Here is a 25,321-nt window from a genome sequence, read left to right on the forward strand (position 1 = left end):
CGCTCTCCTACTCCAAGGGAATGGCCACGCTCAGGCTGGTGCCCTCGCCTGGTTCACTGTCCAGCGCCATAGTGCCACCGAGCATCAGCACCCGCTCACGCACACCGACCAGGCCGAACGACGTGGGCCGGGGCTGGTCCCGGCAAAATCCGCTGCCATCGTCGCTGACGGTCATGCGCAATTGCCCGTCCTCACGCACCAGCTCGATCTCCACGCTGTGCGCCTGCGCATGGCGCATCACGTTGGTCAAGGCCTCCTGCAGAATGCGGAACAGGCCGGTGGCCTTGGCATCGCTCAATGCTGGCAGATTATCCGGTACCTGTACCAGACAGGGTATCTGCGTACGCGCTTCAAAGCGCCGCGCCTGCCATTCGATGGCCGAGGCGATGCCTGCGTCGAGGATCGGTGGGCGCAGCGCGGTGGCGACGTCGCGCACCAGCTGGAACAGCTGGGCAATCAGGCGTTTCATGCTGCCCAGACGCTCGTGCAGACCAGGGTCCAGTTCGGCAAACGCCAGCTCGCACATCGACACTTCCAGCTTCAGCACGGTCAGCATCTGCCCCAGCTCATCATGCACTTCACGGGCGATGCGGGCCTTTTCTTCTTCGCGCACGCTCTCCAGGTGCGCTGACAGTTCGCGCAGCTGCTCCTGCGATTGAGCCAGCGCCAGCTCGGCGCGCTTGCCTTGGGTGATGTCCCAGACGATACCGTCCCAAGCTACCCGGCCATTGGGCAAGCGGCGGGCGCTGGCCTTGATGTCGGCCCAGCGTTGCTCGCCCTGCCGCGTGAGGATGCGCCCTTGCCACGACCAGTCCTGATCGCTGGCAATGGCCAGATCCTGCACCTGGTGATAGTCGGCCCGATCGTCTGGATGAACGAGATTGCGCAACCCCATCAGCGGGTGCTGGATCTGCGCGGGCGTGTAGCCGACCAGCGCCTCGCTGCCCTCACTGATGTAAGGAAATTCCGGCTCACCTTCGGCAGGCGCCGGTTCAAGGCGGAACACCAAGCCCGGCACGTTGCCGGCGATGCCCTTGAGCCGCGCCTCGCTTTCGCGCAATGCTGCCAGGGCGCGATGGCGCTCGGTGACGTCGGCGAGGTACACCACCAAGTACTCGGCATCGCGAAAACGCAGGAAGCTGAGCGACAGCTCCACCGGCAGCAAGCTGCCATCGGCGCGCCGGCACTGGGTTTCAAATTGCCGGGCACCGCCATCGCCGGCCCGGGCCCTTTTCCACAGTTCGAGCCAGCGGTCCATGGTCAGGTTCGGCTCGAAGTCGATCAGCGGGCGCTCCAGCAACTCGGCCTCGGCATAGCCGAGCATGTCCTCCACCGCATGGTTGGCGTAGCGCACATGGCTGTCCCAGTTGACCCAGAGAATGCCCACCGTGCTCTGATCGATGGCGAACTGGCTCAGGCGCAGCGCCTCTTCGCGCCCCTGCCGCTCGGTCAGGCTTTCCCGTGCGGCCAACAGGCTGCGCTCCAGCTGGCGTTGCTGCCGACGCTGCCACACCAGCGTGGCCAGGGCGCACAACAGCAACATGCCGGACAGCAAGGCCAGGTTCTGCCAGAAGCCAGGCGACTCGCTCAAGCGCGGGTATTTAGGTTGCAACCAACGCTGGTGAAGTTGTTCCAGCTCCTTGGCCGGCATGGCCTGCAGCCCGCGCTCGAGCACATCGGCGAGCACCGGCCAGTCGCGTCGCGACCCCACCCGCAGCAACTGCGGCAAGCCAATATCACCCACCACCACCAGCTCGGCGAACTCGCTCTCGCGTGACAGCCGGCTCAGTTGAGCCTCATCGAGCACGGCGTAACTGGCCTGGCCAGCGACCACCAGTTGCAACGCTTCGCGTTCGCCAGGCACGCCCTGCAGATTGAGGCCGCTGTAATTACCGCGTAGATAATCGGCAAGAACGCTGGGCATGCGCACCGCGACGCGGGTTTGCGCATCGAGCTTTTCCAGCTCTACCGCCATCGCCCCCGTACGCGCCCCCACCACCAGCTGCGGTACCCGCATGTAGGGGTCGCTGAACAGCCACAGGCGCAAGCTGGCCGGGGTTTGCGTCAGTCCCGGGGCGAAATCGATCTCCCCGGCCTGCAAAGCATGTTCAAGGCTGGCCTGGTCGGTGAAGTTACGCCAGGTCAGGTCCAGGCCCAGCGCTTGCCCTAGCCAGTTCACCAACTCGACGTTGGCGCCGTAGAGTTGCTGGAGACGGCGGTCGAACTGCGCGTAAGGCGCCTGCAGCACCAGGCCGACACGCAAGCTGCGGTGGCTTTCGAGCCATTGCTGCTGGGCCGGCTCCAGCGCGACGGGCGGCGGCACCTCTGGCCGTGCCAGCGCGATCAAGGGCAGGCACAACCAGCCGATAACCAACAGGCGACGCAATCGCTTCATCTACACGCTCGTCTTGGCAAGGGCGGCCATGCAGCATGGCCGCCGCGGGCAAATACTATTAGGCTGCCGGTATCATTCTGGCCTTGGGTTGATTCATGTCCACACTTTATCGCACGACGCTGGCAATGTGCTGCCTGGCCTCGCTCCTACCTCTCGGCGCCCTGGCCGCTGATGCCGCCAAGCCACAGGCAGCAGCCGAGGCGCCCGCCGAGCCGGCGCCACGCCCGCCCCTGCTGGAGCGCAGCCAGGAAGACGCGCAAGCCCTGGAGCGCCTGGCCCCGAAAGCCGAGCAACAGACCCTGCAGGCCGGAGCAGACAGCTTTCTGGCCCTGTGGAAGCCCGCCAACGACAGTGATCCGCAAGGTGCCGTGATCATCGTCCCAGGCGCTGGCGAGAATGCCGACTGGCCCAACGCTGTCGGTCCGCTGCGGCGCAAGTTCCCGGATATCGGCTGGCACAGCCTGAGCGTGAGCCTGCCCGACCTGCTAGCCGACGCTCCGCAGGCACGGGTAGAGGCCAAGCCGGCGCCAGCGCCGGAGAAGAAAGCAGGCGAAAGCGCACCGGCCAAGGACACCCCCGCCGACGCCAACGCCAACGTCGCCCAGGCCACCGCCGCCGACGCCGATGCCGCAGAAAGCACCGACGCCGTGCAAGCCAGCGAACAGAACGACGTGGCCGACGCCGAACGCGTCTTCGCCCGCCTGGATGCTGCCGTGGCCTATGCCCAGCAGCACAATTCGCGCAGCATCGTGCTGATCGGCCACGGCAGCGGCGCCTACTGGGCGGCGCGCTACCTGAGCGAGAAGCAACCGCCACAGGTGCAGAAGCTGGTGATGGTGGCCGCACAGACGCCGGCCCGGGTCGAGCACGGCCTGGAAAGCCTGACACCAACCCTCAAGGTACCGACGGCCGACCTTTTCTACGCCACCCGTAGCGGCGACCGCAATGCTGCGGCGCTGCGCTTGCAGGCCAGCAAGCGGCAGAAGGACAGCCAGTACAAGCAGCTGTCGCTGATTGCCATGCCGGCCAACAAGGACGGTGAACAGGAGCAATTGTTCCGCAGAGTCCGGGGCTGGATGAGCCCGCAACCGTAGTTCGGATGGCCAGGGGCGCTGTGCGCCCCCTTCTAGAACCCACGCCGCTTGCGAACGATGGCGTAGGCCTGGTGCAGTTCGCGGGTGCGCTCGGTCGCTTCGCGCACTTGCGCCTCGCTTGCTCCGCTGCCCGCCAGCTTGTCTGGATGATGCTTGCTGACCAGGCGCCGGTAAGCCTGTTTGACCTGGTCCCCTTCAGTGTCGGCCTCAACGCCCAGCAAGCGCAGCGCCGCCGCGTAGTTCATCACACCGGCTGACACCGGCGCCTTGCGCGGCTCGTACTCCAGCGACATTGCCTGCACCTGGCGCCGGCTCAGGCCCAGCTTGTGCCCCCACTCCAGTAACAGTTCACGCTCGTGCCGCCCAGCCTTGCCGTCGGCCCAGGCCATGCGCCAGCAGGCGCGCAAGGTGCCTTCGGCGGCATGCGGTTGCAGGCGGATACGGCGCAGGTGGCCGGACAGCGAGTCTTTGCCTGCCTTGCCGCGGTTGAACGCGGCTATCGCCCGTAACCGCGCAGCCTCGGCCATGTCCAGGCGGACCATTTCCTGCCGCGCCTGCTGGATGTGCTGCTCGGCCACACGGCCATCGCTCTTGGCCAGCCGCCCGAGCAGCACGAACAGCAACTCATCGTCTTGCAGCGCCGGGCGACCCCCCAGGCGCTCGCGCATGTCTTCCCAGCCCTGCAAACGGATGCGTCGGTCCATTGCCTGGCCCAGCAAGGCACCGAGCAGCGCGCCCGGAATATTGGCGACCGCAAAGCCCGCGCCCAGCCCAATCACCGTGCCTGGCCACCACATGTCAGGCGCGCTCGCCGATCAAGCGCTCGGCCTCGGCCAAGCGCTCAAGTGTACCGACATCCACCCAATGGCCACGGTAGTGCTCGCCACTCACCTGGCCCGAGGCCATCGCCTGGCGCAGCAACGGTGCCAGCTTGAAGGCGCCCGCCTGGCAATCCTCGAACAATGCTGGGTGCAGCACCGAGAGGCCGCTGAAGGTCAGCGTACCGGGGGTGTCATCACCATCGATCACCCGATCCTCGCTCAAACGGAAATCGCCACGCCCGTGATGGCCGGGGTTGTCGACCAGCACCAGATGCGCCAGCCCGCGCAACGGAGCACGCAGGAGGCTGAAGTCATAGTCGGTCCAGACATCGCCGTTGATCAGGGCGAACGGTTCATCCCCTAGCAATGGCAGGGCCTTGAAGATTCCGCCGCCGGTTTCCAGCGGCTCACCTTCGGCCGAGTAGCGGATGCGCAGGCCGAACCGGCTGCCATCGCCCAGATGGTCTTCGATCTGCTGGCCAAGCCAGGCATGGTTGATCACCACCTCGGTAAACCCGGCCGCAGCCAGCGCACGCAGGTGATACTCGATCAGTGGCTGACCCGCGACTGGCACCAGTGGTTTTGGGGTATGCAGGGTCAGCGGGCGCATGCGCTCGCCTTTGCCTGCTGCAAGAATCATCGCCTTCATGCACGCGCTCCGGCTTGCAACTCGGCGATCAGCTGCCCCAGTTCGGCAAGCTCCGGGCGACGGCTGACCACTTCATCTATATAGGCGAAGAATCGCGGGACGTCGGCCAGATAACGCGGTTTTCCGTCACGATGGCAGATTCGCGCGAAGATACCGATCACTTTGAGGTGGCGTTGCACGCCCATCAGGTCGCTGGCACGCTGGAAATCGTCGAACACCGGCTGCACCGGAATGCCCGCGGCCTGCGCCTGCTCCCAGTAGCTGCGCAGCCAGCCTTCGACCTGCGCCTGCGGCCAGCTGAGGAATGCATCCTTGAACAGGCAGGTGATGTCGTAGGTGACTGGGCCGTAGACCGCGTCCTGGAAGTCCAGCACGCCTGGGTTCGGGGTGCTCTGCATCAGGTTGCGCGGCATGTAGTCACGGTGCACCAGCACCTTGGGCTGGGCCAGGGCGCTGTCGATCAGAAGCTGGCTGATACGCTGCCAGCTGGCCTTCTGCGCCTCAGTGAGGGCCAGGCCGAGCTCACGGCCAACATACCACTCCGGGAACAGCTCGACCTCACGGCGCAGCAAGGCGTCGTCATAGCTGGGCAACGGCGCATCCATCGGCAAGCGCTGGAAGGCCAGCAGGGCGTCGATCGCATCGGCGAACAGGCCATCGGCGTTGTCGGCCTGAATGATGTCCAGGTAGGTCTGGTGGCCCAGATCACCCAGCAACAGGAAGCCGCGTTCCAGGTCCTGCGCATGGATCTGCGGCACATGCACGCCTGCGCTGGCCAGCAGATGGTCAATGGCGACGAATGGTCGGCAGTTTTCCTGAGGCGGTGGCGCGTCCATGATCACGAAACTGTGGCCTGCCCCCTGCCAGCGGAAGTAACGGCGGAAGCTGGCATCGCTGCTGGCGGCGGTCAGGCTGCCCTCGGGCACCTCGCCCCAGGCGTGGTCGCGGAAAAGTTGATCGAGCTGCTCATGGAGCCAGACAGTCAGTTGTTGCAGGCGTACATCGTGTTCAGGCATTACAAGGGTCTCCGACGGCCCTAGCCGTCAAGCGGGTCATGCTTTATTATCCAGCATCTTTTTCAGACCATCGAGAGGCGTGCGGCCCCACACGCGGGCAGATGGCACGCAGGAAGCCCGGACTAATAAGATGGCATTGAAATCCCCCGCGTTTCGTAGAAAGTTTCCGTTGCTGGTAACCGGCGGTCTGCTGGCCATGCAACCTCTTGCCACCCCTTATGCGGTGGCAGCCGAGCAGTTCGACTGCCAAGTGTCCGCCTCCGGTGGTTGGGACTGCAAGCCCAAGACCCCAGCCAACAACCTGCCTCCGCGCCCGGTGCATGAAGGCGCCGCGCTCACTTCGGGCACCGAAGCCGAGCCGACCGAGTCCGCTGACAAGCCGATGCTGGTCACCGAGGCCAAGGGCCGTGGCCTGAAGTCGCGCAGCGAAGACTACAGCCACCTCGACTGGGTTCCACGCGAGAAGCTCACTGCCGCCCAACTGGCCGAAACCGGCCCGTACTGCGGTGGCGCGTACATCGAGCCCACTCGCCCAGGCATGGCCGACTCTACACCGAAGGACGAGTCGCCGACCTACATCAACGCCAAGGTATCCAAGTACCAGCAGGAGCAGCAGATCGCTACCCTCGCGGGTGACGTGGTCATGCGCCAGGGCAGCATGCAGGCTGAAGCCGACGAGGCCAACCTGTACCAGGCCGAGAACCGTGGCGAGCTCAAGGGCAACGTCAAGATCCGCGACAACGGCTCGCTGGTGGTCGGTGACGAGGCCCAGATTCAGCTCGATACTGGCGAAGCCCAGGTCGACAACGCCGAATACGTGATGCACAAGTCGCACATTCGCGGCAACGCCCTGTACGCCAAGCGTGGTGAAAACGCCATCATCCGTCTGAAGGACGGTACGTACACCACCTGCGAACCCGGCAGCAACGCCTGGCAGCTGAAGGGCAACAACATCACCCTGAACCCGGCGACCGGTTTCGGTACCGCGACCAACGTCACCCTGCGGGTCAAAGATTTCCCGGTGCTCTACACACCGTACATCTACTTCCCGATCGACGACCGTCGCCAGTCCGGCTTCCTGCCGCCGTCGTTCAGCAGTTCCAGCGACACCGGCTTCATGCTGGTCACGCCTTACTACTTCAACCTGGCGCCCAACTATGACGCCACGTTGTACCCGCGCTACATGGCCAAACGCGGCCTGCTGATGGAAGGCGAGTTCCGCTACCTGACCAAATCCAGCGAAGGGCAGTTCGGCGGCGCGTACCTCAATGACGAGGACGACGATCGCAAGCTGCAGACGGACTACAAGAAAGAACGCTGGATGATCAACTGGCAGCACAAAGGTGGCTTGGACGAGCGCCTGATGACTGAAGTTGACTACACCGATATCAGTGATCCGTTCTATTTCCAGGATCTGGAATCTGACCAGATTGGCGTAGAGAGCCACGACGTGGTCAACCAGCAGGGTGCCCTGACCTGGCGTGGCGACAGCTACACCGCTCGCCTGAATGCGCAAGCCTACGAAATGGCGACATTGTCGCAGATCACGCCGTATAACAAGCTGCCGCAGATCACCTTGAACGGTGCGCTACCGTTCCAGCCTGGCGGCTTTAACTTCGGTTACGAGACCGAGGCAGTACGCTTTGATCGTGACCTGAAAAACGACTTCGTTACCGATAAAGATGGCAATCCGGACCTCAGCGCAGGTGCTCCAGGCCGTCGACTCGATGAAAACCTCTTCGGCGTGGCTCGTGCCAACGGTACCCGCCTGAACGTCGCACCGTCGATCAGCCTGCCGATGAACGCCAGCTACGGTTACATCACGCCGAAGCTGAAGTACATGTACACCCACTATGATCTGGACCTGGATGGCAAGGGCAAAAGTGACGTTGCCGGCAGCAGCGATGCCACCCGCGACCTGTTCGGCGACTTCAAGAGCAACCAGAATCGCGACATCCCGATTCTCAGCGTAGACAGCGGCCTGTACTTCGACCGCAATACTTCGCTGTTCGGTACCAATTACCGCCAAACCCTCGAACCACGCATGTACTACCTCTACGTCCCTTACAAGGACCAAGTGGACATTCCGCTGTTCGACACGGGTGAGTCGCTGTTCAGCTTCGACTCGCTGTTCCGTGACAACCGTTTCTCCGGCACCGACCGTATCGGTGACGAGAACAAGCTGTCGCTGGGTGCGACCACCCGCTGGATCGAGGACAACGGTTTCGAGCGGCAGAACTTCAGCATCGGCCAGGCCTACTACTTCAAGGACCGCAAGGTCCAGCTGCCAGGCATCGACTACCGCACCCGCAAGGACTCGCAGTCCGATGTGTCGCCGTATGCGCTGCTGTACAACTACTACTTCAACCGCGACTGGCGCTTCAATTCGGACTTCAACTGGGACCCGGACAGCCGCAGCACCCGTTCGGGCAGCGCGATGTTCCACTACCAGCCTGAAGACAATCCGAACAAGATCGTCAACTTCGGCTATCGCTACCGCAACGACACCATCGCCTACGACTCCACCACCGGTACCTGGAAAGTGGGTGGCGGCGACTATGGCACGCCGGGCACCGACAACTACATCAAGGATTACTACAAGATCCAGCAGCACGACTTCTCGGTCATCTGGCCGGTGGTACCGCAATGGAACGTAATCGCCCGTTGGCAGCATGACTACAACCGCAACCGCACCCTGGAAGCCATGGGCGGTTTCGAATACGACAACTGCTGCTGGAAGCTGCGCCTGATCAACCGTTACTGGGTCGACTACGACGACTTCAGCCAGGCCACGCCAGCCAACGAAAAAGGCGACCACGGCATCTTCCTGCAAATCGTCCTGAAAGGCCTCGGCGGCGTAGTAGGCAACAAGGTGGAATCGTTCCTCGACCAAGGCATTCAAGGTTACCGTACACGTGAAGACCAAGCTTATTGATCGACTGCGCCCGGTGTTGCTGGGCGCTGCATTGCTGAGTGGCGCGGTGCATGCCGCGGTACAACCTCTGGACCGTGTGGTGGCCATCGTCGACAACGACGTGGTCATGCAGAGCCAACTGGACCAGCGCGTCCACGAGGTGCAGCAGACCATCGCCAAGCGCGGCGGCGGCGTGCCGCCGACTGGCGCGCTGGAGCAGCAGGTACTGGAGCGCCTGATCGTCGAGAACCTGCAGTTGCAGATCGGCGAACGTTCGGGCATCCGCATCACCGACGAAGAGCTGAACCAGGCCATCGGCACCATCGCCCAGCGCAATGGCATGTCCCTGGAGCAGTTCCGCGCCGCCCTCGCCCATGACGGCCTGTCGTTCGACGACGCCCGTGAGCAGGTCAAGCGCGAGATGATCATCAGCCGCGTACGTCAGCGCCGCGTTGCCGAGCGCATCCAGGTTTCCGAGCAGGAAGTGAAGAACTTCCTCGCCTCGGACATGGGCAAGATGCAGATGTCGGAAGAGTACCGCCTGGCCAACATCCTCATCCCGACCCCGGAAGCCGCCAACTCGGACGACATCCAGAAAGCTGCGCGCAAGGTCGGCGACCTGTACCAGCAACTGCGCCAGGGTGCTGACTTCGGCCAGGTGGCGATTGCCAACTCGGCCAGCGAAAACGCCCTTGAGGGTGGTGAAATGGGCTGGCGTAAAGCTGCCCAGCTGCCACCGGACTTCGCCAAGATGCTCAGCAGCATGGCAGTCGGCGACATCACCCAGCCCATTCGCATCCCCAACGGCTTCATCCTCCTCAAGCTCGAGGAGAAGCGCGGTGGTGGCGAGAACGTGCTGCGTGACGAAGTACATGTCCGCCACATCCTGATCAAGCCAAGCGAAATCCGCAGCGAAGCGGCCACCAAGCAGCTGGCCGAGCGCCTGTACGAGCGCATCCAGAACGGCGAAGACTTCGGCGAGCTGGCGAGGAGCTTCTCGGAAGACCCGGGTTCCGCACTCAACGGCGGCGACCTCAACTGGGTCGACCCGAACAGCCTGGTGCCGGAGTTCCGCGAGCAGATGGCCAACGCCCAGCAAGGTGTGGTGACCAAGCCGTTCAAGACCCAGTACGGCTGGCATGTCCTGGAAGTGCTGGGCCGCCGCGCCACCGACAGCACCGAGCAGGCGCGTGAGCAACAGGCCATGAACGTGCTGCGCAACCGCAAGTACGACGAAGAGCTGCAGACCTGGCTGCGCCAGATCCGCGACGAAGCCTACGTTGAAATCAAGCTGCCTGGCGCTGACCAGGCCGCACAGTGAAGCCCCTGCGCTTCGCCGTCACCCCCGGCGAACCAGCCGGCATAGGCCCCGACCTGTGCCTGCTGCTCGCCGCCGACGCCCAGCCCCATCCCCTGATTGCCATCACCAGCCGTGACCTGCTCGCCGAGCGGGCCACGCAGCTGGGGCTGGCCGTCAGCCTGCTGCCGGTAACGCCAGGCCAGTGGCCCGACCACCCGGCACCTGCTGGCAGCCTGTACGTGTGGGATACCCCCTTGGCCGCGCCGGTGGTGCCGGGCCAGCTGGACAAGGCCAATGCGGCGTTCGTGCTGGAAACGCTGACCCGTGCCGGCCAAGGTTGCCTTGACGGGCAATTCGCCGGGATGATCACCGCGCCAGTGCACAAGGGCGTGATCAACGAAAGCGGTATTGCCTTCTCCGGCCATACCGAATTCCTTGCCGACCTGACCAGCACCGCCCAGGTGGTGATGATGCTGGCCACCCGTGGCTTGCGTGTCGCCCTGGTGACCACGCACCTGCCGCTGCGGGACATTGCCGACGCCATCACTGCCGAGCGTGTGGAGAAGGTCACCCGTATCCTGCACGCCGACATGCGCGACAAGTTCGGCATTGCCAACCCGCGCATCCTGGTCTGCGGCCTCAACCCGCATGCCGGGGAAGGCGGCCATCTTGGCCGCGAAGAAATCGACATCATCGAGCCGACGCTGACCCGCCTGCGCACCGAAGGCATGGACCTGCGCGGTCCGCTGCCGGCCGATACCCTGTTTACCCCCAAATATCTGGAGCACTGCGACGCAGTGCTGGCGATGTACCATGACCAGGGTCTGCCCGTACTCAAGTACAAAGGCTTTGGCGCTGCAGTCAACGTGACCTTGGGCCTGCCGATCATCCGCACATCGGTCGACCACGGCACTGCCCTGGACCTGGCCGGCAGCGGCAAGGTCGACACCGGCAGCCTGCGCGTCGCCCTGGAAACCGCCTACCAGATGGCCGAGAACCGACCATGAACGAGCAATACCAACACCGGGCGCGCAAGCGTTTCGGCCAGAACTTCCTGCACGATGCAGGCATCATCGACCGCATCCTGCGCGCCATCAACGCCAAGGCCGGCGAACACCTGCTGGAAATCGGCCCGGGCCAGGGCGCCCTGACCGAAGGCCTGCTGGGCAGTGGCGCCCAGCTGGATGTGGTGGAACTGGACAAGGATCTGGTGCCGATCCTGCAGCACAAGTTTGCTGGCCGCGATAATTTCCGCCTGCACCAGGGCGATGCCCTGAAGTTCGACTTCAATCAGCTGGGCGTGCCTGCGCGTAGCCTGAAAGTGGTCGGCAACCTGCCCTACAACATCTCCACCCCGCTGATCTTCCACCTGCTCAGCCACGCCGGGCTGATCCGCGACATGCACTTCATGCTGCAGAAGGAAGTGGTGGAGCGTATGGCTGCCGGCCCAGGCGGCGGTGATTGGGGGCGCCTGTCGATCATGGTGCAGTACCACTGCCGTGTGGAACACCTGTTCAACGTGGGCCCAGGCGCATTCAACCCGCCGCCGAAAGTCGACTCGGCGATCGTGCGCCTGGTGCCGCACGAAGTGCTGCCGCACCCGGCCAAGGATGCGCGGTTGCTGGAGCAGGTGGTGCGTGAAGCATTCAACCAGCGTCGCAAGACCCTGCGCAACACCCTCAAAGGCCTGCTCGACAGCGCCGCCATCGAGGCCGCCGGCGTAGATGGCAGCCTGCGCCCAGAACAGCTCGACCTGGCGGCCTTCGTACGCCTGGCCGACCAGCTGGCCAATCAGCAAGCCTGACTCAGCCTGCACCGCCCTGTCGCCGGCAAGCCGGCGATAGGGCCCTACACCGCTGGCCCTCCCCCCTCCCAATGGCCTAGACTGCATTATTGCGTCAGTTCGCCCAAGGCCCTTGCATGTCCGACCCTCGCTATCAGATCGACGTCAGCGTCGTGACCCGTTACCTGAAAGACCAATCCGACCCCGAAAGCAGTCGCTTCGCCTTCGCCTACACCATCACCGTGCAAAACAACGGCTCAGTCAAAGCCAAGCTGCTGTCACGCCACTGGCTGATCACCAACGGTGATGGCGAAGTCGAGGAAGTGCGCGGTGCCGGCGTGGTCGGCCAGCAGCCGACCATCGAGCCCGGCCAGAGCCATACCTACAGCAGTGGCGCGGTCATCAGCACGCGCGTCGGCACCATGCAGGGCAGCTACGAAATGTTCGCCGAAGACGGCAAGCGCTTCGAAGCCGACATCGCCCCCTTCCGCCTCGCGGTCCCCGGGGCGCTGCACTGATGGCCACCTACGCCGTCGGAGACCTGCAAGGCTGCCTTGGGCCGCTCAAGTGCCTGCTCGCACGGGTCAACTTCAACCCGGCGGTCGACCGCCTGTGGCTGGTCGGCGACCTGGTCAACCGCGGCCCCGAGTCGCTGGAAACCCTGCGTTACCTCTATTCGATCCGCCAATCGCTGGTGTGTGTGCTGGGCAACCATGACTTGCACCTGCTGGCCGTCTGGCACAACGTCGAGCGCCTGAAGAAAAGCGACACCCTGCGCGAGATCATCGAAGCGCCGGACGCCGACCAATTATTCGACTGGCTGCGCCAGCAGAAACTGCTGCATTACGACGAGCCCCGCGGCATAGCCCTGGTACATGCCGGCATCCCCCCGCAATGGACCCTCGGCCAGGCGCTGCAGCTGGCCGGAGAAGTCGAACAGGTACTGCGTGACGACAATCGCCTGCAACCCTACCTGGACGGCATGTACGGCAACGAGCCGAACAAGTGGAGCAAGAGCCTCACCGGCGTAGAGCGCTTGCGAGTGATCACCAACTACCTCACCCGCATGCGCTTCTGCACTGCCGCTGGCAAGCTCGACCTCAAGAGCAAGGAAGGCCTGGACACCGCGCCCAAAGGCTACAAGCCCTGGTATGCGCACAAGGACCGCCGCTCGCGCCACGTGAAGATCATCTTCGGCCACTGGGCCGCCCTTCAGGGTCAGGTCGACGAACCCGGCATCATTGCCCTCGACACCGGCTGCGTGTGGGGCGGCGCCATGACCCTGTACAACGTCGACAGCGGCGAATACCACCGCTGCGACTGCACCGACGACGGCAACTTACGCCTCCCGGCCTGACCACCTACACTCAACGATCCCCCCTGAAGGAAGCCGTACCCATGAGCGAATTCAAGCGCATCCCTCCCGAGCAGGCCCTGGCACTGCGCGCGCAAGGTGCGGTAGTCGTCGACATTCGCGACCCGCAAGCCTTTGCCGCCGCCCACATCACCGGTGCCAAGCACCTGGATAACCACTCGGTCGCCGAGTTCATCCGCAATGCCGACCTGGATGCCCCAACCCTGGTGGTCTGCTACCACGGCAATTCCAGCCAGAGCGCAGCCGCCTACCTGGTCGGCCAAGGCTTCTCCGAGGTGTACAGCGTCGATGGTGGCTTCGAACTGTGGCGCACCACCTACCCGGCGGAGACCGCCCAAGGCACTGCTGAATAATTTTTTCATTTTTACTGCAGCCCGCGCCCCACGCGGGCTCGCAGCCCACCTGACGAACGGTCGTTCGCAACTTCTCCGCCGCACGCCCTTGACCTTGCGGATAACCAACTATTCTTAAGCGCAGGCCATCCATAAAAAGGGGAGAGCCGGTACACCGGCGTGCGGGTCATCGGTAGCGTTACAGGGTGTTCTGGGGGGTATACAGCAATCGGTGACCCCGGTTGCATGCCAGCATCAGCTGACTGATCCGGCGTCGTCTCCACGTATCGAGCGAGGTGACGTCATGAGTATTTTTAGCCACTTCCAACAACGCTTCGAGTCCACGCGCCAGGAAGAACTTTCGCTGCAGGAGTACCTCGAGCTGTGCAAAGAGGATCGCAGTGCCTACGCATCGGCGGCTGAACGGCTGTTGCTGGCCATCGGTGAGCCAGAGCTGATCGACACCTCTACCAACTCCAGGCTGTCGCGAATCTTCTCCAACAAGGTTATTCGCCGGTATCCGGCCTTTGCCGACTTCCATGGCATGGAAGAGTGCATCGACCAGATCGTTTCGTACTTCCGCCATGCCGCCCAAGGCCTGGAAGAGAAGAAACAGATCCTCTATCTGCTGGGCCCGGTAGGCGGCGGTAAATCTTCGCTGGCCGAGAAACTCAAGCAGCTGATGGAAAAGGTGCCCTTCTACGCAATCAAGGGCTCACCGGTATTCGAGTCCCCTCTGGGCTTGTTCAATGCCACCGAAGACGGGGCCATTCTCGAGGAAGAGTACGGCATCTCGCGGCGCTACCTGAACACCATCATGTCGCCGTGGGCCACCAAGCGCCTGCAGGAATTCGGCGGCGATATCAGCAAGTTCAAGGTCGTCAAACTGTACCCCTCGATCCTTAACCAGATTGCCATCGCCAAGACCGAACCGGGCGACGAAAACAACCAGGACATCTCTGCCCTGGTCGGCAAGGTGGATATCCGTAAACTCGAGGAATTCCCGCAGAACGACGCCGATGCCTACAGCTACTCGGGCGCACTGTGCCGGGCCAACCAGGGCCTGATGGAATTCGTCGAGATGTTCAAGGCGCCGATCAAGGTCCTGCACCCTTTGCTTACCGCCACCCAGGAAGGCAACTACAACAGTACCGAGGGCCTTGGAGCCATTCCCTACACCGGTATCCTGCTGGCCCACTCCAACGAATCGGAGTGGCACACCTTCCGCAACAACAAGAACAACGAGGCGTTCATCGACCGGATCTACATCGTCAAGGTGCCGTACTGCCTGCGCGTCAGCGACGAGATCAAGATCTACGACAAGTTGCTGGTCAACAGCTCGCTGGCCAAGGCCCATTGCGCGCCAGACACCTTGAAGATGCTCGCTCAGTTCACCGTACTCTCGCGCCTCAAGGAGCCGGAGAACTCCAACATCTACTCGAAGATGCGGGTCTACGACGGCGAAAACCTCAAGGACACCGACCCCAAGGCCAAGTCGATCCAGGAGTACCGCGATGCTGCGGGCGTCGACGAAGGCATGAACGGCCTGTCGACTCGCTTCGCCTTCAAGATCCTGTCCAAGGTCTTCAACTTCGACCCGCATGAAATTGCAGCCAACCCGGTGCACCTGCTGTATGTGCTGGAACAGCAGATCGAGCAGGAACAGTTCCCGGCCGAAGTACGCGAGCGCTACCTGCGCTACCTGAAGGAGTACCTGGCACCGCGTTACATCGAGTTCATCGGCAAGGAAATCCAGACTGCCTACCTCGAGTCCTACAGCGAATACGGCCAGAACATCTTCGACCGCTATGTGCTGTACGCCGACTTCTGGATCCAGGATCAGGAGTACCGCGACCCGGAGACCGGCGAGATCCTCAACCGCATCGCCCTCAACGAAGAGCTGGAAAAGATCGAGAAACCGGCAGGCATCAGCAATCCGAAGGACTTCCGCAACGAGATCGTCAACTTCGTCCTGCGTGCCCGTGCCAACAACAACGGCAAGAACCCGAGCTGGCTCAGCTACGAGAAGCTGCGGGTGGTGATCGAGAAGAAAATGTTCTCCAACACCGAGGACCTGCTGCCGGTCATCAGCTTCAACGCCAAGGCCAGCAAGGAGGACCAACAGAAGCACAACGACTTCGTCACGCGGATGGTGGAGCGTGGCTACACCGACAAACAGGTGCGCCTGCTGTCGGAATGGTACCTGCGGGTCAGGAAATCGCAATAAGGCGGCAAGCTACACGCCGCACGCCCAAGGCAGGCCTGTTGGCCGCGGGCGGCGGCGGCTTTGCTGCCTTGTACGTGCAGCAGCTCGTAGCTTGAAGCGTGCAGCTGTTCCCAGCTACCGGAGGGACCATGAGCTACGTTATCGACCGACGCCTGAACGGCAAGAACAAGAGCACGGTCAACCGCCAGCGCTTCCTGCGGCGTTACCGTGAACACATCAAGAAGGCCGTCGAAGAGGCCGTGAGCCGCCGTTCCATCATGGACATGGAACACGGCGAGCAGATCAGCATTCCGGGACGGGACATCGATGAACCGGTGCTGCACCATGGTCGTGGCGGCAAGCAGACTATCGTGCACCCAGGCAACAAGGAATTCACCGCCGGCGAGCACATCCCCCGGCCCCAGGGCGGCGGGGGTGGCAGCGGCCGCGGCAAGGCCGGCAACTCTGGCGAGGGCATGGACGACTTCGTCTTCCAGATCACCCAGGAAGAGTTTCTCGAATTCATGTTCGAAGACCTCGAACTGCCCAACCTGGTCAAACGCCACCTGACCGGCGCCGACACCTTCAAGACCGTGCGCGCCGGCATCGCCAACGAGGGCAACCCGTCACGCATCAACATTGTCCGCACCCTGCGTTCGGCCCACGCCCGGCGTATAGCCCTGACCGGCAGCAGCCGTGCGCTGCTGCGCGAGGCACAGAAGGAACTGGACCGACTGAGGGTCGAGGAACCCGACAATTTCACCGACATCCAGGAAGTCGAACAGGAGATCGAACGGCTCAAGGCACGCATCAACCGCCTGCCCTTCCTCGACACGTTCGACCTCAAGTACAACCTGCTGGTCAAGCAGCCCAACCCCAGCTCCAAGGCAGTGATGTTCTGCCTGATGGACGTTTCCGGCTCGATGACCCAGGCGACCAAGGACATCGCCAAACGCTTCTTCATCCTGCTGTACCTGTTCCTCAAGCGGAACTACGACCGCATCGAGGTGGTGTTCATCCGCCACCACACCAGCGCCCGCGAAGTTGACGAGGAAGAGTTCTTCTACTCCCGGGAAACTGGCGGCACCATCGTTTCCAGTGCGCTGAAGATGATGCAGGAGATCATGGCCGAACGTTACCCGGCCGCCGACTGGAATATCTACGCCGCCCAGGCCTCCGACGGCGACAACTGGAACGACGACTCGCCGATCTGCCGCGAGATCCTGTCCAAACAGATCATGCCCCATGTGCAGTACTACACTTACGTTGAGATCACCCCGCGTGAGCACCAGGCGTTGTGGTACGAGTACGAGCGAATCGGCGAGGCCTTCCCCGACACATTCGCCCAGCAGCAGTTGGTATCGGCCGGCGATATCTACCCGGTCTTCCGTGAACTCTTCCAGCGCAGGTTAGCCACATGACCGCCAGAGCACAGAGACGCCAACCCATTTCCACCGGGTCCGAGTGGACGTTCGAGCTGATCCAGACCTACGATCGGGAAATCAGCCGACTGGCCGAGCGTTACGCCCTGGACACCTACCCCAACCAGATCGAGGTGATCACCGCCGAGCAGATGATGGATGCCTACGCTTCCGTCGGCATGCCGCTGGGTTATCACCATTGGTCCTACGGCAAGCAGTTCCTCAGTACCGAGAAGTCCTACAGCCGCGGCCAGATGGGCCTGGCCTACGAGATCGTGATCAACTCCGATCCGTGCATCGCCTACCTGATGGAAGAAAACACCATGTGCATGCAGGCACTGGTGATCGCCCACGCCTGCTATGGCCACAACAGTTTCTTCAAGGGCAACTACCTGTTCCGCACCTGGACCGACGCCACGTCGATCATCGACTACCTGGTGTTCGCCAAGCAGTACATCGCCCAGTGCGAGGAACGCCACGGCATCGATGCCGTGGAAGACCTCATCGACTCCTGCCACGCACTGATGAACTATGGCGTAGATCGCTACAAGCGCCCTTATCCGATCTCTGCCGAAGAAGAACGCCGGCGCCAGAAAGACCGTGAAGAGCACCTGCAGCGGCAGATCAACGACCTGTGGCGCACGATTCCAAAGAATGCCGAAAAAGGCGGTGAGCGTGACGATGCGCGCTTCCCCTCCGAACCACAGGAGAACATCCTCTACTTCATCGAGAAGAACGCCCCGCTGCTGGAGCCTTGGCAGCGTGAAGTGGTGCGTATCGTGCGCAAGATCGCCCAGTACTTCTACCCGCAGCGCCAGACCCAGGTGATGAACGAAGGTTGGGCCACCTTCTGGCACTACACCCTGATGAACGACCTGTACGACGAAGGCCTGATCACCGAAGGCTTCATGATGGAGTTCCTGCAGTCGCATACCAGCGTGGTGTTCCAGCCCGGCTTCGACAGCCCGTATTACAGCGGCATCAACCCGTATGCACTGGGCTTTGCCATGTACACCGACATCCGCCGCATGTGCGAAAACCCTACCGAGGAGGATCGCCACTGGTTCCCCGACATTGCCGGCAGCGACTGGCTTTCTACCATCAAGTTCGCCATGAGCAGTTTCAAGGACGAGAGCTTCATCCTGCAGTACCTGTCACCCAAGGTGATGCGTGACCTGAAGCTGTTCAGCATCCTCGATGACGACCAACGCGACGACCTGCTGGTCCCGGCCATCCATGACGAGGCTGGCTACCGGATCATTCGCGAACAACTGGCCGCCCAGTACAACCTCGGTAACCGCGAGCCCAACGTGCAAATCTGGAGCATCGACCGCCGTGGCGATCGCTCGCTGACCTTGCGCCACCAGCAGCACAACCGCAAACCGCTGGGCGACTCGACCGAGGAAGTGCTCAAGCATCTGCACCGCCTGTGGGGTTTCGATATCCACCTGGAGACCGTACAAGGCGATCAGGTGGTCAAGACCCATCACATGCCACCGCGTGGCGAGCATGCCGAGAGCGGCGACTACGGGCGCATGGACCTCGCCGTCATCCACCACCTCTGATGCACCGCCATTACCGCCGACAGGGTATCCTGTGGGCAGTAATGGAGGCTGCACATGCACATCTACAAAGTCGGCGGCGCAGTACGCGACCGCCTGCTCGGGCGCCCGATCAGCGATATCGACTGGCTGGTGGTTGGCGCCACGGTCGAGGAAATGCACGCCAAGGGCTATCGCCCGGTCGGCGCCGATTTCCCGGTTTTCCTGCATCCGAAGACCGGCGAGGAATATGCCCTCGCACGCACCGAGCGCAAGAGCGGACGCGGTTATGGCGGGTTCACTTTTCACGCCAGCCCGGATGTTACGCTGGAAGAAGACCTGATCCGCCGTGACCTGACCATCAATGCGATGGCCGAGGATGAACAGGGTGTGGTCTACGACCCCTACCACGGCCAGGCAGACCTTGAACAACGCATCCTGCGCCATGTTTCCCCCGCGTTTGCCGAAGATCCCTTGCGTGTACTGCGCGTTGCCCGCTTTGCCGCGCGCTACGCCCCCTTGGGCTTTCAGGTCGCCGAGGAAACCCTGGCATTGATGCGCCAGATCGCCCAATCGGGCGAGTTGCAGGCACTGACAGCCGAACGTAGCTGGAAGGAGATCGAGCGGGCGCTGCTGGAAAGCCAGCCGCACGTGTTCATTCAGGTACTGCGCGCATGTGGTGCTTTGAAAGAATTGATGCCTGAACTGGAACACAGTGCTGATACGCTGCCAGCACTACGCCGGGCGGCAGAGCATCAACAGCCGCTGGTTGTGCGCTGGGCGTGCTTGCTGCGCGGGCTGGAGCCAGCGGCGATCAAGGCGCTAAATCAGCGTTTCAAGGCGCCACGTGAATGCCAGGAACTGGCCGTGCTGGTGGGTGAGTTTGCCGGGCAAGCCGACGACGCTTTACAGCTAACGCCTGCAAACTTGCTGGAGCTGCTGCAGAAGTTCGACGTTTATCGGCGCCCGCAGCGTTTCGAGGACTTCATTGCCGCGTGTGAAATGGCCACCTGTGAAGGTTATCCACAGGGCGATTATCTGCGTGGAGCCGCCGCCGCAGCCCGGGCGGTGGATGTGAGACCGCTGGTGGAAGCCGGGTTGACCGGGCAAGGCCTGGGCGAGGCCCTCAAAGGTGAGCGGCTCAAAGCGCTCGAGGCTTACACGCTGGGCTGAGCCTACCGGCCCTTTAGCGGCGGAAGCCGCGAAAGGGCCGGGACAGGCGCACGCCAGAGTCACCGGCAAAACCCCCCCCTCGAAAGCAACCGGCGCCAACACCTGGTCGATCCGCGCCTCCTGCCACAACTGCGCCATGCTCTTCCCTGCCCCGGGATGCACAAGCTCCGGCGCCAGTAGCGACAACGGCCACAGTACGAAGGCATTCTTCAGGATCTCTGCCCTGGGCAGTACCAACCCATCGAAGGTGCCGTGCAAATCGTTGTACATCAGCACATCGATATCCAGCGGCAAACCCTTGCGGTCCGGCGCATAGCGACCATTGTCTGCCTCGATGAACTTGAGCCGGCGATCCAGTTCCATCAGCGGCAGATCAGTCTTGCCGGTGACCACGAAGTTGATGAACGGCCCGCTCTTGATCCCCACCGCCTGGCTCTCGAACGCCGGGGAGCATTGCATGTCGCTGAGGATCGCCGCCAACGCGTCAAGCCCCGCACACAAGTGCTGGTGGCGGTCGATATTGCTGCCAAGGCCCAGGTAAACCGTGCTTAGAGACATCCGCGCTCGATCTCCACGCCAACACCGCCACGGGCCGCGGGAACGGCGCCGGGCTTGGTCAGCTTCAGCCGCACCCATGGAATGTGGAATTCTTCCATCAGCGTCGCCACCAGGCGCTCGGCGAAGGTTTCCACCAGTTCGAAGCGCGCTTGCTCGGCAAATGCCTGGACCCGTGCCGAAACACTGGCGTAGTCGAGCGCCAGGCTCAGGTCATCACCCGCCGCTGCCGGGCGGTTGTCCCAGGCAAAACTCAGGTCCAGGCGCAGGCACTGGCGAATATCCCGTTCCCAGTCATAGGCACCAATGACGGTATCGACTTCCAGGCCTTCGATGAACACTCTGTCCAAGCACTTCTCTCCACAGCACGACAAGGGCGACTGGCGCCGTTAGAATCAGGGCGTCCTCGCCCGGAATAGTTAGCATGTTTTGGTTATTGGCGCTGCTCGCCTACCTGCTCGGCTCGCTGTCCTTCGCCATCGTCCTCAGCCGCCTTACGGGCAGCCCGGACCCGCGTTCCAGCGGTTCGGGCAATGCCGGCGCCACCAACATGCTACGCCTGGCGGGCCGTAAACTGGCGATCCTGACCCTGCTCGGCGACCTGTGCAAGGGCCTGTTGCCAGTTTTGCTCGCCCGCGCTGCCGGCCTTGGCCTGCAAGAGCAGGCCTGGGTCGGCGTGTGCGCCGTGCTCGGCCACCTGTTCCCGCTGTACTTCCGCTTTCGCGGCGGCAAAGGTGTCGCCACCGCCGCCGGCATGCTCATGGGCCTGTATTTCCCGGCCGCACTGCTGGCCATCGGCGCCTGGCTGCTGACCTTCTACCTCACCCGCACCAGCTCGCTGGCGGCGCTTGTCGCGACCCCACTGACCTTGCCATTGCTGGCCTGGCGCGAGCCGGAGGCGCTGCTGCCGATCGCTGTGCTGACGGTGATGATCGTCTGGCGCCACCGCAACAATCTGCGCGATTTGTTTGCCGGGCGCGAAAGGCATTTCTGACGCACCCGCAAGCCTTCACACGGGCGGCAGCTGCTCCATCGGCCAGCGTGCCTGCACGCTGATCGCCAGGTCCTGCTGCTGCCCGGCCAACAGGCGCTGACAACCTGCATAGGCGATCATCGCGCCGTTGTCGGTGCAGAACTGCGGACGCGCGTAGTACACGTTGCCCTTCAGACCAGCCAGCATGTCTTCCAGCGAGGCGCGCAATGCCTTGTTGGCGCTCACGCCACCGGCGATGACCAGGCGCTTGAGGCCAGTCTGCTTGAGGGCGCGCTTGCACTTGATGGTCAGAGTCTCCACCACCGCCTGCTGGAATGCCAGGGACACGTCGCAACGGGTTTGCTGGTTGTCGTCGCCAGCATGCTTGCATTGCTGCCAGGTGTTCAGGGCGAAGGTCTTGAGGCCGCTGAAGCTGAACTCGAGGCCCGGCCGATCGGTCATCGGCCGCGGGAACACGAAGCGCCCAGGCACACCCTGTTCGGCCAGGCGCGCGATTTCCGGGCCGCCTGGGTAGTTGAGGCCGATCAGCTTGGCGGTCTTGTCGAACGCTTCGCCTGCAGCATCGTCGAGGCTCTCGCCAAGCAGTTCGTATCGGCCGATGCCATCCACCCGCACCAACTGGGTATGGCCGCCGGAAACCAACAAAGCGACGAACGGAAACTCGGGCGGGTTTTCCTCCAGCATCGGCGCCAGCAGGTGGCCTTCCATATGGTGCACGCCGATCGCCGGGATATCCCAGGCGAAGGCCAGGGCCTGGGCACACGAGGCGCCAACCAGCAGCGCACCAACCAGGCCAGGACCCGCGGTGTAGGCGATGGCGTCGATCTCGGTGGCGACGCACCCGGCCTCCTCCAGCACCTGGCGGATCAGTGGCAGCATGCGCTTGACGTGGTCACGCGAGGCAAGCTCGGGCACCACACCACCGAACACGCGGTGCAGGTCGATCTGACTGAACAGCGCGTCGGCTAACAAACCGCGCTCACTGTCGTATAATGCGACGCCGGTTTCGTCGCAGGATGTTTCCAATCCCAGTACTAGCATGGGCTCGTCCCTTGTGGGGGCTGAATTCGAAGCCGCGCATGATAGTCCCCGTGCCGGGTGCCGACCAGCGGTTTTCGATCAGAGGCTTTGCATTCCGGCGTACTAAGGGTTAACATCCGCAACCCTTGAAAACCGACGTTCTCCAGCACACCTTTGTTTTGCCAGGAGCACGTCTACCCCGGTAATGAATTAAGGTAGCCCTGGATGCCAGCCGTCAAAGTTAAAGAGAACGAACCCTTCGACGTAGCTCTGCGTCGTTTCAAGCGCTCCTGCGAAAAAGCCGGTGTACTGGCTGAAGTTCGTAGCCGCGAGTTTTACGAGAAGCCGACCGCCGAGCGCAAGCGCAAAGCAGCTGCTGCTGTTAAGCGTCACGCCAAGAAAGTTCAGCGCGAACAGCGCCGCGCCGTTCGTCTGTACTAATACAGACGTTCTACGCTAGAGCTTCTGCCCTGCCCGGCTCACCGCCGGGCCGATGGCAGCGGTTTGCTTGACCTTGAGCAGCTAGCCCAAGGTGCCTGTCGCAACTTGCAGCGGGCAAATGGTTTCAAAGCGTCAGATCTGGTTTCGGCCAGTCGTGCACGTCCTGACTGACGAGCCCCCGGCGAAGCTGGAGGCTGGCGACGAGCACACACCCTCTCGCACTTCCCCTAGCATCACTCGCCCCGTTAGCGTTTAGACTTGCCAGTTGCCAGATGACGAGACTGCCATGGCCGGGCTGATTCCCCAAAGCTTCATCGACGACCTGATCAACCGCCTCGACATTGTCGATGTGGTGAGTTCGCGCGTTCAGCTGAAAAAAACCGGCAAGAACTACTCCGCCTGCTGCCCGTTCCACAAGGAAAAGACCCCTTCCTTCACGGTCAGCCCCGACAAGCAGTTCTACTACTGCTTCGGCTGCGGCGCCGGCGGCAACGCCCTTGGCTTCGTCATGGACCACGACAATCTGGACTTCCCGCAGGCTGTCGAGGAGTTGGCCCGCGCGGCCGGCATGGAAGTACCCAGGGAACAAGGCCGGCGCGACAACAAGCCGCGCCAGCCGACCGACTCACCGCTGTACCCATTGCTGGATGCCGCCTCGGAGTTCTACCGCCAGGCCCTGCGCAGCCATCCGACCCGCAGGGCGGCGGTTGACTACCTCAAGGGCCGCGGTTTGTCGGGCGAAATCGCCCGCGACTTCGGCCTGGGCTTCGCGCCGCCGGGCTGGGACAACCTGCTCAAGCACCTTGGCGCCGACACCCTGCAGCAGAAGGTGATGATCGACGCTGGCCTGCTGATCGAGAACGCCGAAAGTGGCAAGCGCTATGACCGCTTCCGCGACCGGGTGATGTTCCCGATCCGCGACAGCCGCGGGCGCATCATCGCCTTTGGCGGCCGGGTACTGGGCGACGACAAGCCCAAGTACCTCAACTCCCCGGAAACCCCGGTGTTCCACAAGGGCCAGGAACTCTACGGGCTGTACGAGGCACGCAAGCACAACCGCAACCTCGACGAGATCATCGTCGTCGAGGGCTACATGGACGTGATTGCCTTGGCCCAGCAGGGCCTGCGCAATGCCGTGGCCACCCTCGGCACCGCGACCAGCGAAGAGCACCTCAAGCGCCTGTTCCGCGTGGTGCCCAGCGTGCTGTTCTGCTTCGACGGCGACCAGGCCGGGCGCAAGGCCGCCTGGCGCGCACTGGAGTCGACCCTCTCGGCACTGCAGGACGGCCGCCGTGCGCGCTTTCTGTTCCTGCCCGAAGGCGAAGACCCGGACAGCCTGGTACGCGCCGAAGGCACCGATGCCTTCATGGCCCGGATCAACCAGCACGCACAGCCACTGGCCGACTATTTCTTCGAGCAACTGAGCAACGAGGCCGACCCGCGCTCGCTGGAAGGCAAGGCACACATGGCCACCCTGGCTGCACCGTTGATCGAAAAGATCCCCGGCGCCAACCTGCGTCAGCTGATGCGCAACCGCCTGAAGGAAATCACCGGCCTGGACCCACAGCAGGTCGAGCAACTGGCACAACAGGCCCCGGCGACCAGCAGCGTGCCAGACTACGACCCTGGCTATGACTACGATGCCATGGCCAGCTACACCCCCGACTACGGCGATATGCCACAGCACGACTACGCTCCCACTCATCAGGAGCAGGAGTGGAAGCCGAACAAAGGCGGGGGCAAAAAGCAGTGGAGTGACAAGCCCTGGGACAAGAACCGCAAGGGCGGCAAGCCATGGCAGCAGCGCGACGAAGCACCGCCGCGGGTGCCGGCACCGGTCGAACCACCGACCCTGGCTGCCCTGCGCACCTTGCTGCACCACCCGCTGCTGGCCGGCAAGGTCGAGGATGCCAGCCACTTCGCCGACGAAGAGCACCTGTATAGCCAGCTGCTGGTGGCCCTGATCGAAGCTGCGCAGAAGAATCCTGGGCTAAGCTCAATGCAGTTGATCGCACGTTGGCACGGCACGGAACAAGGCCGCCTGCTGCGGGCCTTGGCCGAAAAGGAATGGTTGATCGTTGCCGACAACCTTGAACAACAGTTTTTCGACACTATAACTAGCTTGTCCGCCCGCCAACGCGAGCGCAGTCTGGAACAACTGCTCAGGAAATCACGTCAAAGCGAATTGACCAGCGAGGAAAAATCACAGCTCCTCGCCCTGCTGAGCCGGAATGTTCCCGCACAAACGCCGACCTCATCTGGCGCGTGAGGCCCATGCTCGGGTATAATCC

At 62.9% G+C, this 25,321-nt stretch carries 21 protein-coding genes and 1 pseudogene; 15 read left to right on the top strand and 7 right to left on the bottom strand.

Annotation, left to right across the window (positions count from 1 at the left end; all coding sequences use genetic code 11):
• Window positions 1-7: 7 nt before the first annotated feature.
• Window positions 8-2,395 (bottom strand): transporter substrate-binding domain-containing protein, encoded by a 2,388-nt coding sequence (locus ABE528_RS22395; protein ID WP_346654087.1) that lies wholly within the window; start codon window positions 2,393-2,395, stop codon window positions 8-10.
• A 95-nt stretch (window positions 2,396-2,490) separates the two neighbouring features.
• Between ABE528_RS22395 and ABE528_RS22400 the strand changes: the two genes are divergently transcribed.
• Window positions 2,491-3,489 (top strand): alpha/beta hydrolase family protein, encoded by a 999-nt coding sequence (locus tag ABE528_RS22400; protein WP_346654088.1) that lies wholly within the window; start codon window positions 2,491-2,493, stop codon window positions 3,487-3,489.
• A gap of 32 nt (window positions 3,490-3,521) precedes the next feature.
• Here ABE528_RS22400 and ABE528_RS22405 read toward each other — a convergent pair whose 3' ends face one another.
• From ABE528_RS22405 to ABE528_RS22415, 3 genes are read right to left on the bottom strand one after another with little or no spacing between them, the layout of a single operon-like run.
• Window positions 3,522-4,286, bottom strand: a complete 765-nt coding sequence (locus ABE528_RS22405) for a TerB family tellurite resistance protein (RefSeq protein WP_346654089.1) — start codon at window positions 4,284-4,286, stop codon at window positions 3,522-3,524.
• 1 nt (window position 4,287) lies between these two features.
• Window positions 4,288-4,959 carry an N-acetylmuramate alpha-1-phosphate uridylyltransferase MurU gene (gene murU / locus ABE528_RS22410; protein WP_346654090.1) on the bottom strand — a complete coding sequence of 224 codons (672 nt, stop codon included), beginning with the start codon at window positions 4,957-4,959 and terminating at the stop codon, window positions 4,288-4,290.
• Complete coding sequence (locus tag ABE528_RS22415; RefSeq protein ID WP_152957997.1) at window positions 4,956-5,975, bottom strand: phosphotransferase; 1,020 nt, start codon at window positions 5,973-5,975, stop codon at window positions 4,956-4,958. Before ABE528_RS22415 ends, murU begins: the two co-directional genes overlap by 4 nt.
• 130 nt (window positions 5,976-6,105) lie before the next feature.
• Between ABE528_RS22415 and ABE528_RS22420 the strand changes: the two genes are divergently transcribed.
• The 11 genes from ABE528_RS22420 to ABE528_RS22470 all read left to right on the top strand — a co-directional run bounded on the left by ABE528_RS22420 (window position 6,106) and on the right by ABE528_RS22470 (window position 20,020).
• Window positions 6,106-8,910 (top strand): LPS-assembly protein LptD, encoded by a 2,805-nt coding sequence (locus ABE528_RS22420; protein WP_346654091.1) that lies wholly within the window; start codon window positions 6,106-6,108, stop codon window positions 8,908-8,910.
• Complete coding sequence (locus ABE528_RS22425) at window positions 8,891-10,210, top strand: peptidylprolyl isomerase (RefSeq protein WP_346654092.1); 1,320 nt, start codon at window positions 8,891-8,893, stop codon at window positions 10,208-10,210. The genes ABE528_RS22420 and ABE528_RS22425 overlap by 20 nt, the downstream gene beginning before the upstream one ends.
• Window positions 10,207-11,196 (top strand): 4-hydroxythreonine-4-phosphate dehydrogenase PdxA, encoded by a 990-nt coding sequence (pdxA, locus tag ABE528_RS22430; protein WP_346654093.1) that lies wholly within the window; start codon window positions 10,207-10,209, stop codon window positions 11,194-11,196. The genes ABE528_RS22425 and pdxA overlap by 4 nt, the downstream gene beginning before the upstream one ends.
• Window positions 11,193-11,993, top strand: a complete 801-nt coding sequence (gene rsmA, locus ABE528_RS22435) for a 16S rRNA (adenine(1518)-N(6)/adenine(1519)-N(6))-dimethyltransferase RsmA (RefSeq protein WP_152957995.1) — start codon at window positions 11,193-11,195, stop codon at window positions 11,991-11,993. The genes pdxA and rsmA overlap by 4 nt, the downstream gene beginning before the upstream one ends.
• A 116-nt stretch (window positions 11,994-12,109) precedes the next feature.
• A complete protein-coding gene (gene apaG, locus ABE528_RS22440) occupies window positions 12,110-12,490 on the top strand; it encodes a Co2+/Mg2+ efflux protein ApaG (RefSeq protein ID WP_027917463.1) in 381 nt (126 codons plus the stop codon).
• Window positions 12,490-13,329: a symmetrical bis(5'-nucleosyl)-tetraphosphatase gene (locus tag ABE528_RS22445; protein ID WP_152957994.1), complete on the top strand. Its 840-nt coding sequence runs from the start codon at window positions 12,490-12,492 to the stop codon at window positions 13,327-13,329. Before apaG ends, ABE528_RS22445 begins: the two co-directional genes overlap by 1 nt.
• Window positions 13,330-13,370: 41 nt before the next feature.
• Entirely contained in the window at window positions 13,371-13,700 is a 330-nt protein-coding gene (gene glpE / locus ABE528_RS22450) for a thiosulfate sulfurtransferase GlpE (protein ID WP_346654094.1), read from the top strand.
• Between the two features lie 283 nt (window positions 13,701-13,983).
• Window positions 13,984-15,906, top strand: coding sequence for a PrkA family serine protein kinase (locus tag ABE528_RS22455; RefSeq protein WP_152957992.1), 1,923 nt, complete (start codon window positions 13,984-13,986; stop codon window positions 15,904-15,906).
• Window positions 15,907-16,034: 128 nt separating this feature from the next.
• Window positions 16,035-17,306, top strand: a complete 1,272-nt coding sequence (locus ABE528_RS22460; RefSeq protein ID WP_152957991.1) for a YeaH/YhbH family protein — start codon at window positions 16,035-16,037, stop codon at window positions 17,304-17,306.
• Window positions 17,303-18,871 carry a SpoVR family protein gene (locus tag ABE528_RS22465; RefSeq protein ID WP_152957990.1) on the top strand — a complete coding sequence of 523 codons (1,569 nt, stop codon included), beginning with the start codon at window positions 17,303-17,305 and terminating at the stop codon, window positions 18,869-18,871. Before ABE528_RS22460 ends, ABE528_RS22465 begins: the two co-directional genes overlap by 4 nt.
• 54 nt (window positions 18,872-18,925) lie before the next feature.
• Window positions 18,926-20,020: a multifunctional CCA addition/repair protein gene (locus ABE528_RS22470; RefSeq protein ID WP_346654095.1), complete on the top strand. Its 1,095-nt coding sequence runs from the start codon at window positions 18,926-18,928 to the stop codon at window positions 20,018-20,020.
• Between the two features lie 78 nt (window positions 20,021-20,098).
• On the opposite strand, the pseudogene folK reads toward ABE528_RS22470, so the two are convergent.
• Window positions 20,099-20,578 (bottom strand): annotated as a pseudogene (gene folK / locus ABE528_RS22475) (2-amino-4-hydroxy-6-hydroxymethyldihydropteridine diphosphokinase); the annotation flags it as partial.
• Window positions 20,569-20,925, bottom strand: coding sequence for a dihydroneopterin aldolase (folB, locus tag ABE528_RS22480; RefSeq protein WP_346654096.1), 357 nt, complete (start codon window positions 20,923-20,925; stop codon window positions 20,569-20,571). The gene folB and the pseudogene folK, both read right to left, overlap by 10 nt.
• Window positions 20,926-20,999: 74 nt before the next feature.
• Between folB and plsY the strand changes: the two genes are divergently transcribed.
• On the top strand, window positions 21,000-21,569 hold the full coding sequence (gene plsY, locus ABE528_RS22485) for a glycerol-3-phosphate 1-O-acyltransferase PlsY (RefSeq protein ID WP_152957987.1): 570 nt from the start codon (window positions 21,000-21,002) through the stop codon (window positions 21,567-21,569).
• A gap of 15 nt (window positions 21,570-21,584) precedes the next feature.
• Here plsY and tsaD read toward each other — a convergent pair whose 3' ends face one another.
• Window positions 21,585-22,610: a tRNA (adenosine(37)-N6)-threonylcarbamoyltransferase complex transferase subunit TsaD gene (tsaD, locus tag ABE528_RS22490; RefSeq protein WP_346654097.1), complete on the bottom strand. Its 1,026-nt coding sequence runs from the start codon at window positions 22,608-22,610 to the stop codon at window positions 21,585-21,587.
• A 204-nt stretch (window positions 22,611-22,814) separates the two neighbouring features.
• Here tsaD and rpsU point away from each other — a divergent pair, with 204 nt between their 5' ends.
• A complete protein-coding gene (gene rpsU, locus ABE528_RS22495) occupies window positions 22,815-23,030 on the top strand; it encodes a 30S ribosomal protein S21 (RefSeq protein WP_003255575.1) in 216 nt (71 codons plus the stop codon).
• Window positions 23,031-23,316: 286 nt separating this feature from the next.
• Window positions 23,317-25,299 carry a DNA primase gene (gene dnaG, locus ABE528_RS22500; RefSeq protein ID WP_346654098.1) on the top strand — a complete coding sequence of 661 codons (1,983 nt, stop codon included), beginning with the start codon at window positions 23,317-23,319 and terminating at the stop codon, window positions 25,297-25,299.
• The last annotated feature ends 22 nt before the right edge of the window (window positions 25,300-25,321 follow it).

The sequence above is a fragment of the Pseudomonas sp. TWI628 genome, assembly GCF_039673865.1.
GTDB lineage: Bacteria > Pseudomonadota > Gammaproteobacteria > Pseudomonadales > Pseudomonadaceae > Aquipseudomonas.

Bases quoted from the DNA above. Each gene is read 5' to 3' on its own strand.
- tsaD (WP_346654097.1), bottom strand. From the start codon at position 22,610: ATGCTAGTACTGGGATTGGAAACATCCTGCGACGAAACCGGCGTCGCA.
- ABE528_RS22465 (WP_152957990.1), top strand. From the start codon at position 17,303: ATGACCGCCAGAGCACAGAGACGCCAACCCATTTCCACCGGGTCCGAG.
- ABE528_RS22395 (WP_346654087.1), bottom strand. From the start codon at position 2,395: ATGAAGCGATTGCGTCGCCTGTTGGTTATCGGCTGGTTGTGCCTGCCC.
- apaG (WP_027917463.1), top strand. From the start codon at position 12,110: ATGTCCGACCCTCGCTATCAGATCGACGTCAGCGTCGTGACCCGTTAC.
- dnaG (WP_346654098.1), top strand. From the start codon at position 23,317: ATGGCCGGGCTGATTCCCCAAAGCTTCATCGACGACCTGATCAACCGC.
- plsY (WP_152957987.1), top strand. From the start codon at position 21,000: ATGTTTTGGTTATTGGCGCTGCTCGCCTACCTGCTCGGCTCGCTGTCC.
- ABE528_RS22400 (WP_346654088.1), top strand. From the start codon at position 2,491: ATGTCCACACTTTATCGCACGACGCTGGCAATGTGCTGCCTGGCCTCG.
- ABE528_RS22420 (WP_346654091.1), top strand. From the start codon at position 6,106: ATGGCATTGAAATCCCCCGCGTTTCGTAGAAAGTTTCCGTTGCTGGTA.
- rsmA (WP_152957995.1), top strand. From the start codon at position 11,193: ATGAACGAGCAATACCAACACCGGGCGCGCAAGCGTTTCGGCCAGAAC.
- ABE528_RS22455 (WP_152957992.1), top strand. From the start codon at position 13,984: ATGAGTATTTTTAGCCACTTCCAACAACGCTTCGAGTCCACGCGCCAG.
- glpE (WP_346654094.1), top strand. From the start codon at position 13,371: ATGAGCGAATTCAAGCGCATCCCTCCCGAGCAGGCCCTGGCACTGCGC.
- ABE528_RS22415 (WP_152957997.1), bottom strand. From the start codon at position 5,975: ATGCCTGAACACGATGTACGCCTGCAACAACTGACTGTCTGGCTCCAT.
- ABE528_RS22460 (WP_152957991.1), top strand. From the start codon at position 16,035: ATGAGCTACGTTATCGACCGACGCCTGAACGGCAAGAACAAGAGCACG.
- rpsU (WP_003255575.1), top strand. From the start codon at position 22,815: ATGCCAGCCGTCAAAGTTAAAGAGAACGAACCCTTCGACGTAGCTCTG.
- ABE528_RS22405 (WP_346654089.1), bottom strand. From the start codon at position 4,286: ATGTGGTGGCCAGGCACGGTGATTGGGCTGGGCGCGGGCTTTGCGGTC.
- ABE528_RS22445 (WP_152957994.1), top strand. From the start codon at position 12,490: ATGGCCACCTACGCCGTCGGAGACCTGCAAGGCTGCCTTGGGCCGCTC.
- ABE528_RS22470 (WP_346654095.1), top strand. From the start codon at position 18,926: ATGCACATCTACAAAGTCGGCGGCGCAGTACGCGACCGCCTGCTCGGG.
- murU (WP_346654090.1), bottom strand. From the start codon at position 4,959: ATGAAGGCGATGATTCTTGCAGCAGGCAAAGGCGAGCGCATGCGCCCG.